At 61.0% G+C, this 17,176-nt stretch carries 5 protein-coding genes; 4 read left to right on the top strand and 1 reads right to left on the bottom strand.

Going from position 1 to position 17,176, the window contains the following annotated elements; translation table 11 throughout:
• Positions 1–93 precede the first annotated feature (93 nt).
• On the bottom strand, positions 94–10,734 hold the full coding sequence (locus tag AABM52_RS10255; RefSeq protein WP_347911637.1) for a peroxidase family protein: 10,641 nt from the start codon (positions 10,732–10,734) through the stop codon (positions 94–96).
• A 671-nt stretch (positions 10,735–11,405) separates the two neighbouring features.
• Between AABM52_RS10255 and AABM52_RS10250 the strand changes: the two genes are divergently transcribed.
• The 4 genes from AABM52_RS10250 (at position 11,406) to AABM52_RS10235 (ending at position 17,173) form a co-directional block, all read left to right on the top strand.
• On the top strand, positions 11,406–13,142 hold the full coding sequence (locus AABM52_RS10250) for a type I secretion system permease/ATPase (protein WP_347911635.1): 1,737 nt from the start codon (positions 11,406–11,408) through the stop codon (positions 13,140–13,142).
• A gap of 6 nt (positions 13,143–13,148) precedes the next feature.
• A complete protein-coding gene (locus tag AABM52_RS10245; RefSeq protein ID WP_347911634.1) occupies positions 13,149–14,489 on the top strand; it encodes an HlyD family type I secretion periplasmic adaptor subunit in 1,341 nt (446 codons plus the stop codon).
• Position 14,490: 1 nt separating this feature from the next.
• Positions 14,491–15,819: a TolC family outer membrane protein gene (locus AABM52_RS10240; protein ID WP_347911633.1), complete on the top strand. Its 1,329-nt coding sequence runs from the start codon at positions 14,491–14,493 to the stop codon at positions 15,817–15,819.
• Positions 15,820–16,042: 223 nt separating this feature from the next.
• On the top strand, positions 16,043–17,173 hold the full coding sequence (locus AABM52_RS10235) for a carbon-nitrogen hydrolase family protein (RefSeq protein ID WP_347911632.1): 1,131 nt from the start codon (positions 16,043–16,045) through the stop codon (positions 17,171–17,173).
• Positions 17,174–17,176: the final 3 nt, after the last annotated feature.

The raw sequence follows: 17,176 nt of genomic DNA, 5'->3' as shown, positions 1-17,176 counted from the left end.
GCTGATGGGCAATTGAATGGAAGGAGAAAGGGAGGGCATCCATTGCCCTCCCCTGCTCTGTCCACGCTTCCTGCGACAGTACTGACCAGGACCTCAAGTGGCCAGAATGAAGTCCGTCTGATCAACGGCCGCGCTGGCGACACCCACAAGGCGGATGGAGTCCGCCCCGATCCCCACCATCGTGTCCGCCCCGTCAGTCGTTATGTGCACGTTGGCCGCGAATGTCGCACTGGTGATCCCCAGCCCCGCGATATTGAGCAAGTCGTGCCCTACGACCAGATTGGCTCCGAAGTTAAAGATCGCATCGGTGCCGAAACCCGCGGCAGCAAACACGAAGGTATCGTTGCCGGCGATACCGCTACTCAACAGGTCGTTACCAGCACCACCGGTGAGCACGTCGTTACCCGCACCACCCACGATCGTGTTGTTGAGCGCGTTACCCGTGCCCGTGAAGTTGCCGCTGCCGCCGAAGAACAGACTGTCGACGTTGGCCCCCAGGGTGTAGCTCGAGAGCGAGGTCCAGACCGTATCGTTACCGGCACCGGCGAGCTCGGTCACTACGTCCCCGAGGTCGGTGACTTCGTAGACATCGTTGCCAGCACCGCCGACCATCGTGTCGGCACCTGAGCTACCGATGATGACATCGTTACCCGCACCGCCCACAAGCGTGTTGGCCAGCCCGTTACCAGTGCCCCGGAAGTTGCCGCTACCGCCGAAATACAGATTGTCGACGTTTGCACTCAGGGAGTAGGTCGCGAGCGAGGTCCAGACCGTATCGGTACCGCCACCGGCGAGTTCGGTCACCACGTCCCCAAGGTCGGTGACCTCGTAGACATCGTTGCCAGCACCACCGGCCATCGTGTCGGCAGCTCCGCCACCTCGGATGACGTCGTTACCCGCACCGCCCACGACCGTGTTGGCCAGCGCATTACCGGTGCCCGCGAAGTTGCCGCTACCGCCGAAATACAGATTCTCGACGTTGGCACCCAGGGTGTAGCTCGAGAGCGAGGTCCAGACCGTATCGATGCCGCCACCGACGAGCTCGGTCACCACGTCCCCTAGGTTGGTGACTTCGTAGACGTCGTTGCCGGCACCGCCGGCCATCGTATCGTTACCGTTACCGCCGATAAGAATGTCGTTACCCGCACCACCCACAAGCGTGTTGGCGAGCGCGTTACCGGTGGCCCTGAAATTGCCACTACCGCCGAAATACAGATTCTCGACGTTGGCACCCAGGGTGTAGGTCGCGAGCGAGGTCCAGACAGTATCGGTACCGCCACCGGCGAGCTCGGTCACCACGTCCCCAACGGAGGTGACTTCGTAGACGTCGTTGCCGGCACCACCGGCCATCGTATCGTCACCGTTACCACCGATGAGAATGTCATTGCCCGCGTCACCATTGATGATGTCGTTGCCACCCTGGCCGTTCATGATGTCGTTGCCATCACCTCCGCTGGCCACATCATTGCCTGCCGTGCCGATCCATGTGTCGACACCGGCAGTACCGGCAAACACAGTACCGATGAGCACCGGGGCCGTGGCGTCGGACGCAACGCTTTCGGCTGTACCGAAGTCATCCACGAAACTGACCACCACGCGCACCTGATCGCCGATCTGAGCCTGGCCAAGCGTGAACGTGCTACCGGTAGCCCCGGGGATGTTGACGAAGCTGACCCCGTTGGTCTCCTGCCACTGGAAGGTGAACTGCGGATTGCTGAGGCCATCGACGTCGACGAGGGTCGACAGGTTGGCGGTCAACACTTCGTTCAGAAACGCAAACCCGAGAATGCCCGGCCCTGCGATCGGTGCGTTGTTCGCCGACGAGTCGACGATCTCCAGCGTACCACTGGCATCCTGATACACCGCCCGAACGCGGATGTTCAGACCGGCGACATCGTCCGTCACCAGGAAGGAGGCGCCGATCGCCCGCGAGACTTCGCCGGCGGCGACAAAGGTGATGTCTTCATAGACGCCCGAGCCAGGGACGTTTTCAACCTGCCAGTAGTAAGCCACGGGGCCTGTAACCGCGCCGGTCACATTGGCCGCACTCTGGTTGTTGGCGTCGCGTATCGACTGGCTGCTGACGCGCAACAGTTGGCCGGCGACAGGCGCATCGACACGCGCACCGGTGGTAGCATCGAGGATCGCCAGACGCCCCACAGGAGCGCTGTTCGTGGCGGTGCCAACACCGGAGGCCTGGGCCTGGTCAGAGAACTGCAGGCGCTCGATGCCCGTCAGGCGATCGACGCCATCACGCCCTGCAACCAGGTCGGTCACGATGACCGCGTTACCATCGACAGTAACTGTGTACTCCGACGCAATACCGGAGAACACCGCCGTGTCGAAGCTGTCAGTGCCGGTCAGGATCTCCCGCACGATGACCAACTGGCCCGGGTTGTAAGTACCGTTCAACATCGCCTGGACCATCGGTGCCATGCTGTCGAACGTGGCGATTTCCGCGCCAGTGCCATCAGCGTTTGCCCGTACGCTGATGCGTACGTTCAGCCACTTGTCACCGTCGATGATGTCGTCACCACCGCGCCCTTCAATGAGGTCGCTGCCGCTGCCACCGAGGATGATGTTGCCGCCGTCGAAGAACGTCGCTCCGACTGGCAGCAGGCCCGCCAGACCGTTGATCAGGCTGATGTTGGTCAGCACACTGCCGGTTGCACCCGCGGTGGGTAGCGATGTCGCATCTTCGTTGTCACCGCGCAGGAAGTCACCGTGGGACGAACCCGACAGACCTTCCATGATGTCGAAGCGCACCAGCGCCGAGGCGCCCGAACCCGGTACAGGTGGAACATCGAAGAAGCGGTCGCTGTAATCGATGGTCACGCCCTGGGCGAGATCCTTGAAGGTCGCCCAGTCATAGCCGGAGCCGCCGATATAGCGGTCACCCATGCCGAGACTGCCGACCATGATGTCGTCGCCGCCTTCGCCGTTGAACTTATCGTTCTCGTTGCCACCGACGAATACATCGTGGCCAATGACCGGGTCGTTGCCCAGCGGATCGAAGTTGTCGCCAGGCGCACCGTCCGAGGTGCCCTTCTCGATCCAGTCGTCGCCTTCGTTACCCATGTCCTGTTCGTTGGCTTTGCTGCCCAGGATGAAGTCATTACCCTGGCCACCAATGGCCTCGGAGGCGTCCTCACCGGTAATGATGAAGTCGCTGCCGAACCCGCCAATGATCAGGTTGACGCCATTGCCTCCGTGCAGCACGTCGTTGCCGTCGCCACCCTGGATGTTATCGTCGCCACCGGTGTCGGTGATGATGTCGTCGCCGGCACCACCGCGCAATTGGTCGTTGCCGTTACCGCCGTCGATGCGATCGTTGCCGCCATCACCCCAGACCGTGTCATCGCCGTCACTGGAGATGAGGATGTCTGCGTTGTCGGTGCCGCCCAGCACGATGTGCTCTTCACCACCGTACCGGATGTAGTTGGTGTCCGCCCCCACGGTCAGCGGGTTGTCGCGGAACACCACCTGCTCGCCGTTCGGGCCGAGCGGATCGACGGAGAGCAGACCTTCGTTGAATTGCTTGCCCTGATCCACTTCCAGATAGAACCCCATGTCCGAGAACACCAGGCCCGGCAAGTGCGTGGCCGAAGTGTTGGCCATGATCAGCTTGGCGAACGAGTTGCTTTCAAGTTCGGCATTCATCGACAGGCCAGAGGTACGCTCCAGGTAGTAGAAGCGGTCGCCGTCCTGCAGTTTTTCCAACTGGTTCTCGAACACGAAGTTGAAGGTCGAGCCGAGCATGCCGCCGAACGGGGTTTTCGCTTCGGCCAGGCCGCCGATCCAGAGATCGATGGCATCGACGCCCGAGACCGTCACGTTCCTCAGGTCGTCGGCAGTGCCCAGCACGCCATCCTTGCCGGCCTGCGTTACGTTGGCATAGGCACCAGTGCTGTTGAGGAAGTCCAGGCGATCAGCCGGTGCACCCGCACCACCCAAGACCAGCGCCAGAGCTGCAGCGCGCTTGCCATCAAGTGTGGTCGCCCCCGTGATCGTGCCATGCGTGCCATAGGCCGCGATGAAGTTGATCAACGACTCCGGATGCTTGAGGTACTGCACCAGATCGACCCAGCTGGTGTACGGCTTGAGTTGGGTATCACCGGTCTGGCTGTAGATGTCGCGGCGGATCGCATTGAGTGAGGGAATCCCCACGTCGCGGCCACGGGCGATATTGAGCGCCGGCAGGTCGAGCGGCAGGCCGAGCAGGTTGTTGCGCAGCGCCTCGGTGACGAACTCGTCGATTTCGTTACCGGCTTGCCGAGTCACCCCACGTATGATCGCACTGGTTGCGTCCTCAGGTGATACGCCACTGGCGGCGTACGCCAGCGGGTTGAGGAACGCCGCGATCAAGCCCATTTGCTGATTGGGATTAGCGCTGGCCGGATCGCCTATCACGTTGAAGTCGATGTCGAAGCGATCGACGGTCTCGGTCAGCATCGAGTGTCCAAACCGGTATACGGTGTGGGCGAACTCGGCGACGATCGAGGCATCGAGGTCGACGTCGTAGACCTGGGTCGGTGCGAAGAACAGGTCGACTCTAGGCTGGATGGTCCGTGCAAACTCCTCGAACACCAGGTGCTGATACTGCATTTCGGTGCCGAACTTGGCAGCCTGGAACAAGCGCTCGCCATTCCACTGCAGCGCATCGAACTCAGCCTGAGTGGCTGGCAATGCAACCACCGGATTGAGCAGCCACTCATTGAGGAAGGCCACGTCACCCGAATCGAGCACGGTATCCTTGGTCTGCTGGACCAGGCGGTTGTGCTCGGAGTGGAAGATCGCATGCACCGTCGTCAGGCCGATGTTCTCGTTGACCCGGCCGTCGCCAGCAATGTAGTGAGCGTCGAGCAGTTCGTTGTCATAGGTGAGGTTATTGCCCCCCGGGCCAACGGGCTGCGCATTGCCGACAAGTGTGTCGGCGTCCGCCAGCAGAACCCCGCCGACGACTACCGGCGTTGCATTGTGGGCGATATCGACGAGGAACTGGTGACCGGTGCGCACAGCATTGGTCAGGTTAAGTGGAGCCAGCGGATTGCCTTCGACAAGGACGTCATCAGCCGTGCCACCAATACCGTCATTCCCTGTCATCACCACCATCGGGAAGCCATTCGGCCCCTTGATGAAGTTGCCATAGGCGTCCGTCGCCAATAGCGGGGCATTATCGACATCGGCATCGGTAAGGTTGATACCCAGAATGTCGCGGGCCTGTGCCTTGACCACTTTCCAGGTCGCCATGCCACCGATTTCGACATCGTCCGCGGTACCAAACGTGCCATCCACCCCCAGGTCACGGTTAGTGATCAACCGGCCTGTCGCTACAGGGCCGCCGGCGGTAAGCTCATAACCGCGCAGGAACACCTGGTGCGACGGGTGCGAGCTGTAGGTCTGGTTCTGGTCCACGAACGGCGTGGTGGTGTTGGTTTGCTCATGGATGTCGTCGGCCGTACCGAGAACGCCATCCGCTCCGGGCAAGTTGGTCGCGCGGGTCAGCACCATGAAGTTCGTCGGGCTACCTGGCACAAACAGCGGATCATCCGGTTGCAACGGGATGAAGACAGTGCCCGACCCGCCTTTGGTCACCAGGTCCAGACCATGATCGAAGAACTGCCCGAAGAAGGTCATCCAGGCGTTGAACGGCGCGGACAATCCCGCATCCGCCGCAGTGTTCTCGAACAGGTACACATCATGGTCGTCGGCAGTACCGAACTGACCATCCAGCCCGGGGCTGGCGACAATCTGTACGCCATCCTTGAGTACGTCGTCATTCAGCGGACCCACCACGCCGAAGTCGAGATGACCGTTCAAGCCCGGGTCGAAAGCCGTGGCATAGGCCGCCGGGTTGTTCGACGTCTGGTCGACGATCAGGTTACTGATGGTGCGCGGCTGCGAGTCAATCACAAGGCCGCTGTTCTGCGCATACGACGTTCCCTGTTCCGCCGGATTGAAGACCGGATCGGTCAAGCGCGGGAAGACGTTGTCGGCGGCACCAAACTCGGTGTGGTTATTGCCGTTGAGGTTCATCAGGTTGTTGTTCGACCCGTCGACCGCACGCAGGCCCAGCGGCGCGCGGATGTTCGGGATCAGCGAGAGGATGTCCTGACCGCCCGCCTCAGCCTCGGCAATCTTGATCTGGTCAAGAATGAAGTTGAGGTCGGAGCGGACCATGTGCAGGCCCGCGCCACCCGCGGTGGCATCGACTACAGGTACCAGCGGTGTTGGCGTGACCGGTGCACCGGCGGCGATGGTAGCCGTCGGCGTGGAGAACAGGATCTCCGTGGTGCCGTGACCGTCCTGATAGATCGCCTTGACCCGCAACGACAGCCCGGCAAGGTCCGGAGAGACCTTGAACGCGGTGCCGTCGGCGCTTTGGAACGCCAGGTCGCCAGCCGGCAACAGGATGATGTCCTCGAATACGCCAGTGCCCGGATTGGCCTCGAACTGCCAGATGTAGGACACCGAGCTGTTGGTAATGAACCCCTGTGGATTACCCGCCGCGATGTTGTTCGCATCACGCACCCCGGCCACGCTGACCGTCAGCGTGTCGCCCACGGTTATCGCCCCGCCGCTTCCATCCGAAACGGTAGGACTGCCAACCGGTTGGGCATTCTGCCCGGGCACCAGCACTTGCTGGCCATCGGCGAATTGCAGGCGTTCGATGTGCAGCAGGGTATCGGTGCCGTCGCGACCTGCGACGCTATCGGCCACTGTCCAGACATCGTCCGTCACATCGGCAGTGCCACGGTCATCGACAGTTACCGCATAGTCGGCCTCAACCCCGGAGTAAATGGCGGTGTCGAAGGCCGCCCCACCGGTTGAGGTGCCAGGCATGATTTCCCGCACGGCCTTGAGCTGACCCGGGTTATAGGTGCGATCCAGCATGAGCGGGATCATATCGACCATGCTGTCGAAGGAGGCGATCTCGGGGCCGGTATGGTTGACATCACCAGCGGCATAAACGGCAATCCTGACGTTGATCCATTTGTCGCCATCGATCAGGTCATCGCCACCGCGGCCTTCGATCAGGTCACTGCCATCACCGCCGAGGATGATGTTGCCCGTGGCAAAACCGGTGACCGGTAATCCGGCATCGGCCAGGAACTGATCCAGTCCGCGGATCAACGCCACATTGGTCAGCGCACTGCCCGTGGCACCACCGTGGTTGACGATAGTGACCGCATCGACATCATCGCCCTTGAGCACATCGCCGAAACTCGAACCGGACAAGCCTTCGACCTCGGCAAAACGGTCAAGAATCGAGGCAGGCGAGGCACCGACCGGATTGAACACGCCGGCATTCTGGTTTGGCGCATTGCCATGTGGCTGCGCCAGCGCGGCCAGGCTCAGGTCAACGGTCACGCCGACCTTGTCATTCTTGTAGGTCACCCAGTCGAAACCGGACATGCCGTCCATCTTGTCCTGGGCATCGCTGCCGACGAAGATGTCATCGCCACCCTCGCCGATCATTTCGTCGAAACCGCCACCACCAACAAAGATGTCGTTACCGATCACATCGTCAGCGAGCAGTGGTGAGAAGTTATCGCCAGGCGCACCGTCCTGCATGCCCTTCTCGATCCAGTCGTCACCTTCGTTGCCGGTAGGTGGCAGGTTGGTCTTGGCACCGAGGATGAAGTCGTCGCCCTGGCCACCGAAGGTGGTGGTGATGTCTTCAGTGGTGACGATGAAGTCCTGGCCATCGCCGCCCAGGATCAGGTTGCCTGCGACAAGCATGCTGCCAGCCACGATTACATCGTTACCGGCATTGCCTTCCAGACGGTTGTCGCCGAACGAGTCGGTGATGATGTCGTCGCCTGCGCCGCCGAGTACCGCATCGTTCCCGGCACCGCCTTCGAGGCGGTCATTGCCGGCATCGCCGTAAAGAGTGTCATCGCCGTCACCGGAAATGATGATGTCATTGCCGGCGGTGCCGCCCATGACGATATGGTCTTCACCGGTGTATTGCAGATAATTGGCGTCCGGCCCCACGGTATCGGGGTTGTCGCGAATCACCAGCGCGACGACTTCCACGCCGTTGATCATGATGCCGCCGGTCGGATCGGCTCGGCCGTCCACGCCAAGGCCGGTGAACTGAGTGGCCTGATTCACTTCGAGGGTGAATGTCGGCGTCAGGAACACGGTGTTCGACAGGTGGGTGACATCGGTGTTGAGCATGATCAGCTTGGCAAAGGAGTTGTTTTCCAACTCGGTGCCGAAGTTCAGGCCCGCGGTACGCGACAGGTAATAGAAGCGGTCGCCGTTCTGCAATGCTTCCAATTGGGTTTCAAACACGAAGTTGAACGTCGAGCCGAGCATGCCGCCGAACGGCATTTTCTGCTCGGCGAGGCCACCGACCCAGAAGTCGATGTCGTCGACACCCGTGACCGTCACACCTGCCTGGTCATCGGCAGTACCCAGTACCCCATCTTTACCGGCCGTCGTTACGTTGGCATAGGCACCGGTGCTGTTGAGGAAGTCCAGGCGGTCAGCCGGCGAACCCACACCATTGAATACCAGCGCCGAGGCTGCAGCGCGTTTGTCTGCCAGCGTGGTCGCTGCCGTGATCGAGCTATGTGTGCCATAGGCCGCGATGAAGTTGACCAGCGACTCGGGGTGTTTGAGGCTGTCCGCCAGGTCAGCCCAGCTGATGTACGGCTTGAGCTGGCTGTCGCCGGTGGATGCGTAAAACTCGCGGCGCGCCTCATTCAAGGTAGGGATGCCAGTGTCGCGACCACGTGCCAGGTTCAGGGCCGGCAAATCGAGCGGCAGACCGAGCAGGTTGTTGCGCAACGCTTCGGTGACGAACTCATCGATCTCGTTGCCGACCTGGCGGGTCACACCGCGAATGATCGCCCCTGCCGCCTGGTCCGCAGTCACCCCGCTGCTGGCGAACGCCAGCGGGTTGAGGAAGGCTGCGATCAGACCCATTTGCGAGTCCGGATTGGCCGGGTCAGTGAGCAGCGGATTGAACGCAGGGTCGAAGCGATCGACGGTCTCGGTCAACATCGAGTGACCGAAGCGATACACCACATGGGCGAACTCGGCGAGGATGGCCGGGTTGATCGAGGTGTCATAGCCGTTGGGTGCAAGGAATCCGTCGATCTGGGGCTGGACGGTCCGCGCGAACTCCTCGAACACCAGGTGCTGGTACTGCATCTCGGTGCCGAACTTGGCCGCCTGGAACAGGCGTTCACCGTCCCACACCAACGCCGCGATCCCGGCAGGTGTAGTCGGTATCGCGGCCACATCGTCCACCAGCCACTGATTGAGGAAGGCCAGGTCGCCGGAGGCAAGGATGGTGTCCTTCGATTGCTGGACCAGGCGGTTGTGCTCGGAGTGGAACACATGGTGCACGGTGGTCAGGCCAATGTTCTCGTTCGCCCGGCCGTCGCCGGCAATATAGTGAGCGTCGAGCAGTTCGTTGTCATAGGTCAGGTTGTTGCCGGTAGGGCCAACGGGCTGCGCATTGCCGACAGTGGTGTCGGTATCCGCCTGCAGAACCCCGCCGACGACGACCGGTGCGGCGTTGTGGGCGATGTCGTCAAGGAAGGCATGTCCGGTGCTCACAGCATTTGCCAGGCTGATGGGCGCTGCCCGGTTGCCTTCGACCAGTTGAGTGACGTCATCAGCTGTCCCGGCGATGCCGTCGGCACCGTTACTGATGCGAATCACCACCTGCGGCATGCCGTTCGGCCCGCGGATGAAGTTGCCGTACGCATCGGTTGCCAGTAATGGCACGTTGTGTACATCGGCGTCAGTCAGTTCAATGCCGAGAATGTCACGGGCCTGGGCCTTGACCACCTTCCAGGTCGCCATGCCGCCATTTTCGCTGGGGCCATCATCGGCGGTGCCGAACAGGCCATCGGCACCGAGGTCGCGGTTGGTAATCAAGCGTCCCGTTGCAACAGGATCGCCCGCCGCGTTGAGCACGTACTCACGCAGGAACACCTGATGCGACGGGTGCGAGCTGTAGGTCTGGCTCTGGTCCACGAACGGCGAGGTGGTGTTGGGCTGGCCATCATCGGCCGTGCCGATGACTCCGTCCGCGCCCGCGGTACGCACTGCACGTGACAGCACCATGAAGTTGGTCGGGCTGCCCGGTACGAACAACGGATCGTCCGCCTGCAGCGGAATGAACACGACATCGGTCGCGCTCTTGGTGACCAGGTCGAGACCGTGGTCGAAGAACTGGCCGAAGAAGGTCATCCACGAGTTGAAGCTGGCGGTCAGGCCGACATCCGGCGACACGTTGGGCATGAAGAACACGTCCTTGTCATCGGCCGTGCCGAACACGCCATCCAGCCCGGGGCTGGCGACTATCTGTACGCCATCCTTGAGTACGTCGTCATTACCCACCGCGCCGAAGTTGAGGACACCGTCCAGGCCCGGATTGAAAGCTGAGGCATAGGCCGCCGGGTTGTTGGCGGTCTGGTCGACGACCAGGTTACTGATAATCCGTGGTTGCGGATCGATCACCGTCCCTGTTCCGGCGTATTGCGGCGAAAGAAAGGAAGGATCGAGCAGGCGCGGGAAGGCATTGTCCGCGGCGCCAAATTCACTCTGGCCGGTGACCAGGTTATTAAAGCTGCCATCGACGGTACGCAGGCCGAATGGCACCTGAGTGTTGGGAAGCAAATCAATGAGGCTGGCGCCGTTGGCATTGGCTTCAGCGATAAAGATTTGCTTGAGGATGAACTCCAGGTCCGACTTGTTGAAATTGGCCATTTTGGATTGCCCTCGATATGTCTGGGTAAAGGCGCGGGACGAGAAAATCCTCCCGCGCCAAGTCAAGTGCTGGCTTGCGCAGTTTGTTGGTTATGTTTTTTTGCGAGAGTTGGCGTTACCCGGGACCCGGGATTCGCGCCTGGAATTCGCGATATGAATTGCTCGCCGGGCGATCAGGCAGAGCGGATTCGAGCCCTGGGCGGGCCATGGAATCTGGAAGTGAAGGCAAACGTCCTGGAAAGCCCCTTCCCTCTGCAAAAGAACGAAATGATCGACATATTTCTGCTCCTCTCGGGAAAATCACCGCGCCTTGCACTGCCAAAGCAATGGCAGGCTTCAGGCGGGTGGACCCGCCGATAACTAAGACTAAAGTTCCATAGCAAATCTTTGTCAATATTACGTCGTTAAAACAGACGACTGGTGGTAGGCATCACAACTAGCTGTTTTTAAACGATATATAGAAAGTTGTGCGCTGGTATAGAGCGAAATGTTATTTCGGACTGTTTAACCGCCACCTACGCTGCTGCATAAGGGAGCAACGCAGCGATTTCGGAAGACTCGCCATCCATAGAGCGACCAGCCTGCGTGTCCATAAGTTGTTTACGGGACTACATTTACTGTTAGCTGTTGCGCCCCAGGGGCAATCGGCTTTTCGCAGTGGGAGGACCAACATGCCCAAGCAGTCGAGCATCCGTTCCGAACTGGCAGACGCGCTCTTTCGCATGCGTCGCAGTTTTTATTCGCTGGGAGCATTCAGCGGCGTCATAAACGTCATGATGTTGACGCCAGCTATTTATATGCTGCAGGTCTATGATCGAGCCTTGGTCAGTCGCAACGTCACGACGCTGGCGATGTTGACGGTCCTGGTGGTGGGTCTGTTCCTGCTGATGTCCATGCTGGAAATGGTCCGCACCCGCGTACTGATCCGGGTCGGCAACTGCCTCGACATGGACCTCAATCGACGCATTTTCACTGCTGCATTCGAGCGCAACCTGAGCCGCGCCGGAGGCAACCCGGCCCAGGCCCTGCAAGACCTCGCCCAGGTCCGTCAGTTCGTCACCGGCAATTCCCTGTTCGCTTTCTTCGATGCACCGTGGACGCCGATCTACCTGCTGGTCGCCTATCTGATCCATCCACTGCTCGGGCTGCTCACGCTGATCGGCTCGGTGATTCTGGTGGCCCTGGCCTGGCTCACCGAGAAGGCGACACAGAGGCCGCTCGCCGAAGCCAACCAGGCCGCCATCTCCTCCGGCCAATTCGCCAACAACAACCTGCGCAACGCCGAGGTCATCGAGGCCATGGGCATGCTGCCGTCGATCAGCAAGCGCTGGTACCTGAGCCATTTGCGCATCCTGGAAATGCAGACCATGGCCTCCGATCGTGCCGCCTTGATCAGCAGCACCGGGCGCTTCGTGCGGATCACTTTGCAGTCGCTGATCCTCGGCGCCGGCGCACTGCTGGCGATCGAAGGCAAGATCACCCCGGGGATGATGATTGCCTGCTCGATCCTCACCGGCCGCGCACTGGGTCCGGTGGAACAGGTCATCGCGTCGTGGAAGCAACTGCTCGGTTGCCGTACGGCCTGGGGCCGGCTCAACGAGATGCTGCACGACTATCCGCGCCGGCCACCGAGCATGTCCCTGCAGCGGCCAATGGGCATGCTGGCGGTGGAGAATGTGTATGCCGGTGCCCCAGGTACCAACAACACGATTCTGCGCGGAGTGAGCTTCAGCCTTGTCCCCGGCGAAAGCCTTGGCATTATCGGTCCATCCGCTTCGGGCAAATCCACCCTCGCCCGCCTGCTGGTTGGCGTCTGGCCGGCGCAGGCCGGCAAGGTGCGCCTGGACGGTGCGGACATATTCAACTGGAACAAGGGTGAACTTGGCCCTTGGCTCGGCTACCTGCCACAGGACGTCGAGCTGTTCGAGGGCAATATCGCCGACAACATTGCGCGTTTTGGCGAAGTGGACAGCGAAGCGGTCATCCGCGCCGCCAAGATCACTGGCGTGCACGAGATGATCCTGCGTTTTCCACAGGGTTATGACACCCGCCTGGGCACCGATGGCAGCCCGCTATCCGGTGGCCAGAAGCAGCGCATCGCCCTGGCCCGCGCGCTGTATGGCGAGCCCAATCTGATCGTGCTGGACGAGCCGAACGCCAACCTCGACGACGTCGGCGAGAAGGCCTTGGTCGACGCCTTGGCCGAACTCAAGGGCCGTGGTGCCACCGTCATCCTGATTTCTCACCGTCCCAACGTACTCTGTGCCGTCGACAAGGTGCTGATGCTGCGCGACGGCGGCGTGCAGATGCTCGGCACGCGTGATGAAGTATTCGCAGCGCTGCGCAAGGCCAGTGTGATCCCTGCAGGCGCGTCAACTCCACTGGCCTCTGTCAAAGCACGGGAGTGACCGATCATGCAAATGAGCCAACATACCGAGATGATTACAGCCGATCCCAGGACCGCGGTAGACCTGGACGTCGGCAAACCCGCACGGTGGGGCGTATGGCTGGTGCTTGCCGGCTTCGGCGGCTTCCTCCTGTGGTCCTGGCTGGCGCCGCTGGATGCCGGCGTGGTAGCGACAGGCACGGTCAAGGTCACCAGCAATCGCAAAGCCGTGCAACATTTGAGCGGCGGTACCGTGGAGGCCATTCTCGTTCGCGAAGGCGATCTGGTGACAAAAGGCCAGGAGGTGGTCCGCCTCGACTCATTGCGTGCCGTTGCCGAGGAGGGGGCGATCAGCGCCCAGTACATCGTCAGCAAGACGGTGGAAAACCGTCTGGAAGCGGAACGTGACGACCGCAATGTGGTGAACTTCGATCCTGAACTGCTCAAGCGCTTCAAGGATGACCACCGCCTGGAAGCCGCCATGGACCTGCAACAGCGCCTGCTCGATACCCGGCGCGCCGGTCTCGCTGGCGAAATCAGCATCCTGCAGGAGAACCTGGCGGCGTCGGCGGTGCAGCTCAAGGGCCTGCAGCAGGTCTATAGCGCCCGTGCCTCACAGATCAGTTTCCTCAACCAGGAGCTGCAAGGCACCCGCGTGCTGACGGCCGAAGGCTATGTGCCGCGCAACCGCCTGCTTGAACTGGAACGCAGCAATGCCGACCTCTCGGCCGGCCAGGCCGAGAACCTCAACAACATCGCCCGGGTGCGTAGCCAGACCACCGAAATCAAGCTGCGCATCCTGCAGCGCCAGCACGACTACCTGAAGGAAGTCGAATCGCAGCTGACGGAAACCGCCAAGGAAAACACCACCCTGGCCGACCGCCTGCGCGCACTCGACTATGAAGTGACCCACACGGTGATTCGGTCACCGATCGATGGCATGGTCCAGGCCCTGAGCATCGCCACCGTCGGCGGGATCATTCAGCCCGGCTTCAAGATCATGGAAATCGTTCCGGTCAACGAACCGTTGCAGGTCGACGCAATGATTCCCGTGCAGGCTATCGACAAGATGGTCCCCGGCCTGCCTGTGGATATTTCCTTCCCGGCCTTCAACCATGCCAGGACACCCAATATCCCCGGCCGAGTGAAGACCATTTCCGCCGACCGCCTGATGGACGAGGAAAACAAGCAGCCGTTCTATCTGGCCCAGGTGGAGGTCACCCCCGATGGCATGAGCCTACTTGGCAGCAATCATATTCGCCCTGGTATGCCCGCCAGCGTCACCATAAAGACAGGCGAACGCAATATGTTGAGCTATCTTCTTAAACCAATGCTCGAACGTGTGGACAGCTCATTCAAGGAACAATGAAATGGACCGTCATTGCCTGCTCTTCTGCCTGCTGGGGTTGGCCTTGCCGGCCGACGCCATGGACCTCAAGCAAGCCTGGGATCTGTTGCAGTTCCAGGGCCCTATCTACCAGGCCTCCGTGCATGAAAAAGAGGCCGGCCAGGAAAACCGCGCCATCGGCAAGGCCGGCCTGCTACCGCAGATCAATGCCTCGGGCTACGACAACAAGGTCAATGGCTCCCAAAGCCAGAACGGCATCGACAGAGATCTCCACTACGACTCCAAGGGCGCTAACGTGCGCCTGCGCCAACCGCTGTTCAACAAACAGAAAATGGCCGAATACCGCCAGGGTCAACAACGCGCCGACTACAGCAACGCGGTATTCGATGCCAAGAGCCAGGACGCCGCGGTGCGCCTGGCCGAAAGCTATTTCGATGTGCTCCTGGCCAGCGAAACCATCACCCTGGCCAAGTCCAAGCTGAGCGCCTTCGAAGAACAACTCGCCTCGGCGAAACGGCGCCAGGAACTGGGAGCCGGCACCATCACCGACATCGACGAATCGACCGCTCGCCGCGACCTCGCCGAAGCCGAACTGATCGAAGCGCAAGACAACCTGGTCAACGCGAACCGCAAGCTCGAGGAATACATCGGTGAAACCCCCGAATCGCTGACCACCTTGCGTCCGAGTTTCGATACACCACCGCTGGTACCAGGCAACCTGCAGGACTGGTTGGTCAAAGCCCAGGTCGATAGCCCGCTGATCCATGCGCGCCGGTACAGCCGCGACCTCGCCGAAGAAGAAGTGAAGCGCGCCAGCGCCGGCCACTGGCCAACACTGGACTTCATCGCCGGCTATACCGCGGGCGAGAGCCAATCACTCTCCGAGCTGAATCAACGCAACCATTACGGCTCGTTCGGGCTGGAAGTCAATATCCCGATATTCTCCGGTGGGGGTGTCAGCGCATTGACTCGCCAGGCCAGTGCCAATAGCGACAAGGCCGCGGATGAACTCGACGCAGCACGACAGGAAGTCATCACTGGAACCACCCGTGAGTATCAAGGCATCCTGAGCGGCGCCAAACGCATTCGCGCACTGGAGAAGGCCGTGGCGTCCAACGAACGCTCGCTGGCATCGTCACGCAAGGGTTTCAAGGAAGGCGGCACCAGCACCAACTCGGATGTCCTCAATGCAGAAGAACTGCTCTTCGTTGCACGCCACGACCTGTTCGATGCCAAGTTGCGCTATTTGATGTCGCGCCTGCGCCTGGCCTCCTCGGTGGGCAGCCTGGGCGACGACGATATCGACCAGATCAACAACTACCTCGGCCCGGAACTGCTGGTCACCAAATAACGCTCACTTGCCGGCCGGTCGCGCAAAATGTTGGCTGACCGGCGCCCCTCCCCCATGATCTCCACCCCGCCATTCATTGCCGCGTTTCGGCGCAGAATGGCAACCGCCAGAGAAATGAACAGTCACCGTTGAAATTAGCCCACTAAGTCCTTGATTCCCTTTATGCTCGATCCGGTTCCAAATCAAAAGCCACGCCCGGCTCCAGGCTGTAAACTGTTTCCCCATGCGCAAACTTTTGTACCTGACATTTTCCATGGCGTTGCTCGCCGCCCTCACGACCTACGCGATGTGGGCCGCCGACCGGCCGGTGGGTCATTACCTTTCGGACCTGCGGATCAGCCTGGCTGTCGACCAGGGCACGCCTGCGGACCGTGGCAACCTGTTGGGCATCCAGCCCGAACTGTTTCCTACCGACTATCAAAGCCCCGAGCGCTTGCACCGTAAGCTCGCGGCCTATCTGCAAGCAGCCCGGGACCAGGGTTTGCTGAATGGCAAGACCGTCGTCGTATTGCCGGAGCACGTCGGTACCTGGCTGATGGTCAGCGGCGAAAAGGATGAGCTGTATCAGGCCAGCACCCTCAAGGAGGCCATGAACTGGCTGGCGGTGAGCAATCCCCTGAAGTTCGCCAAGGCGTTGATCGGCGCCGAGGGCGGCAACCGTCTGGACGATGCCCACCTGCGCATGAAAGCCAAGGCAATGGCCAGGGATTACCAGGCATTGTTCGGAGGGTTGGCCAGGGAATTCCACGTGACGCTGGTGGCGGGTTCCATCGTGTTGCCCGAACCGAGCATCATCGACGGCACCTTGAGAATCGGCCGCGGCGCGCTGTACAACAGCAGCGTGGTGTTCAACAGCGAAGGCCTGCCGATCGGCCAGCCCCAGCGCCAGATACACCCGTTCTTCGCAGAACAGAACGGGATCAAGGCGAACGGTGAACACTCGCTCAACGTCGTTGATACCCCCGCAGGAAGACTGGGCGTATTGATCGGCCACGACAGCTGGTACCCGGAAAACTACCTCAAGCTCAACGACCAAAGCGTACAGCTGGTTGCGGTACCGGCCTTTGTTGCCGGCCGTGGCACTTGGGATCAACCTTGGCGCGGCTACAGGGGTTCGTCGGTGCCGGCATCGGTCAACCTGAAGCCTGGAGAAGTCAGTGAAGGCCAGGCCTGGCAGCGCCTGACCCTCACGACCCGGACGCCGGCCAGTCAGGCAGTCGCTGGCATGAGCGTGTTCCTGCGGGGTCAGTTCTGGGATCAGGGCAGCGCCGGACACAGTTTCCTCAGCAGCAACGGCCAGCAATTTGCCGATGGCAACGCCCATGGCGCGCGCTTGCTGAACCTCTGGTTGTAAGCC

This window comes from Pseudomonas grandcourensis (genome assembly GCF_039909015.1).
GTDB classification, from domain to species: domain Bacteria; phylum Pseudomonadota; class Gammaproteobacteria; order Pseudomonadales; family Pseudomonadaceae; genus Aquipseudomonas; species Aquipseudomonas grandcourensis.
Note: the sequence above shows the minus strand (reverse complement) of the source record. Positions and strands in the feature narration are given on the sequence as shown.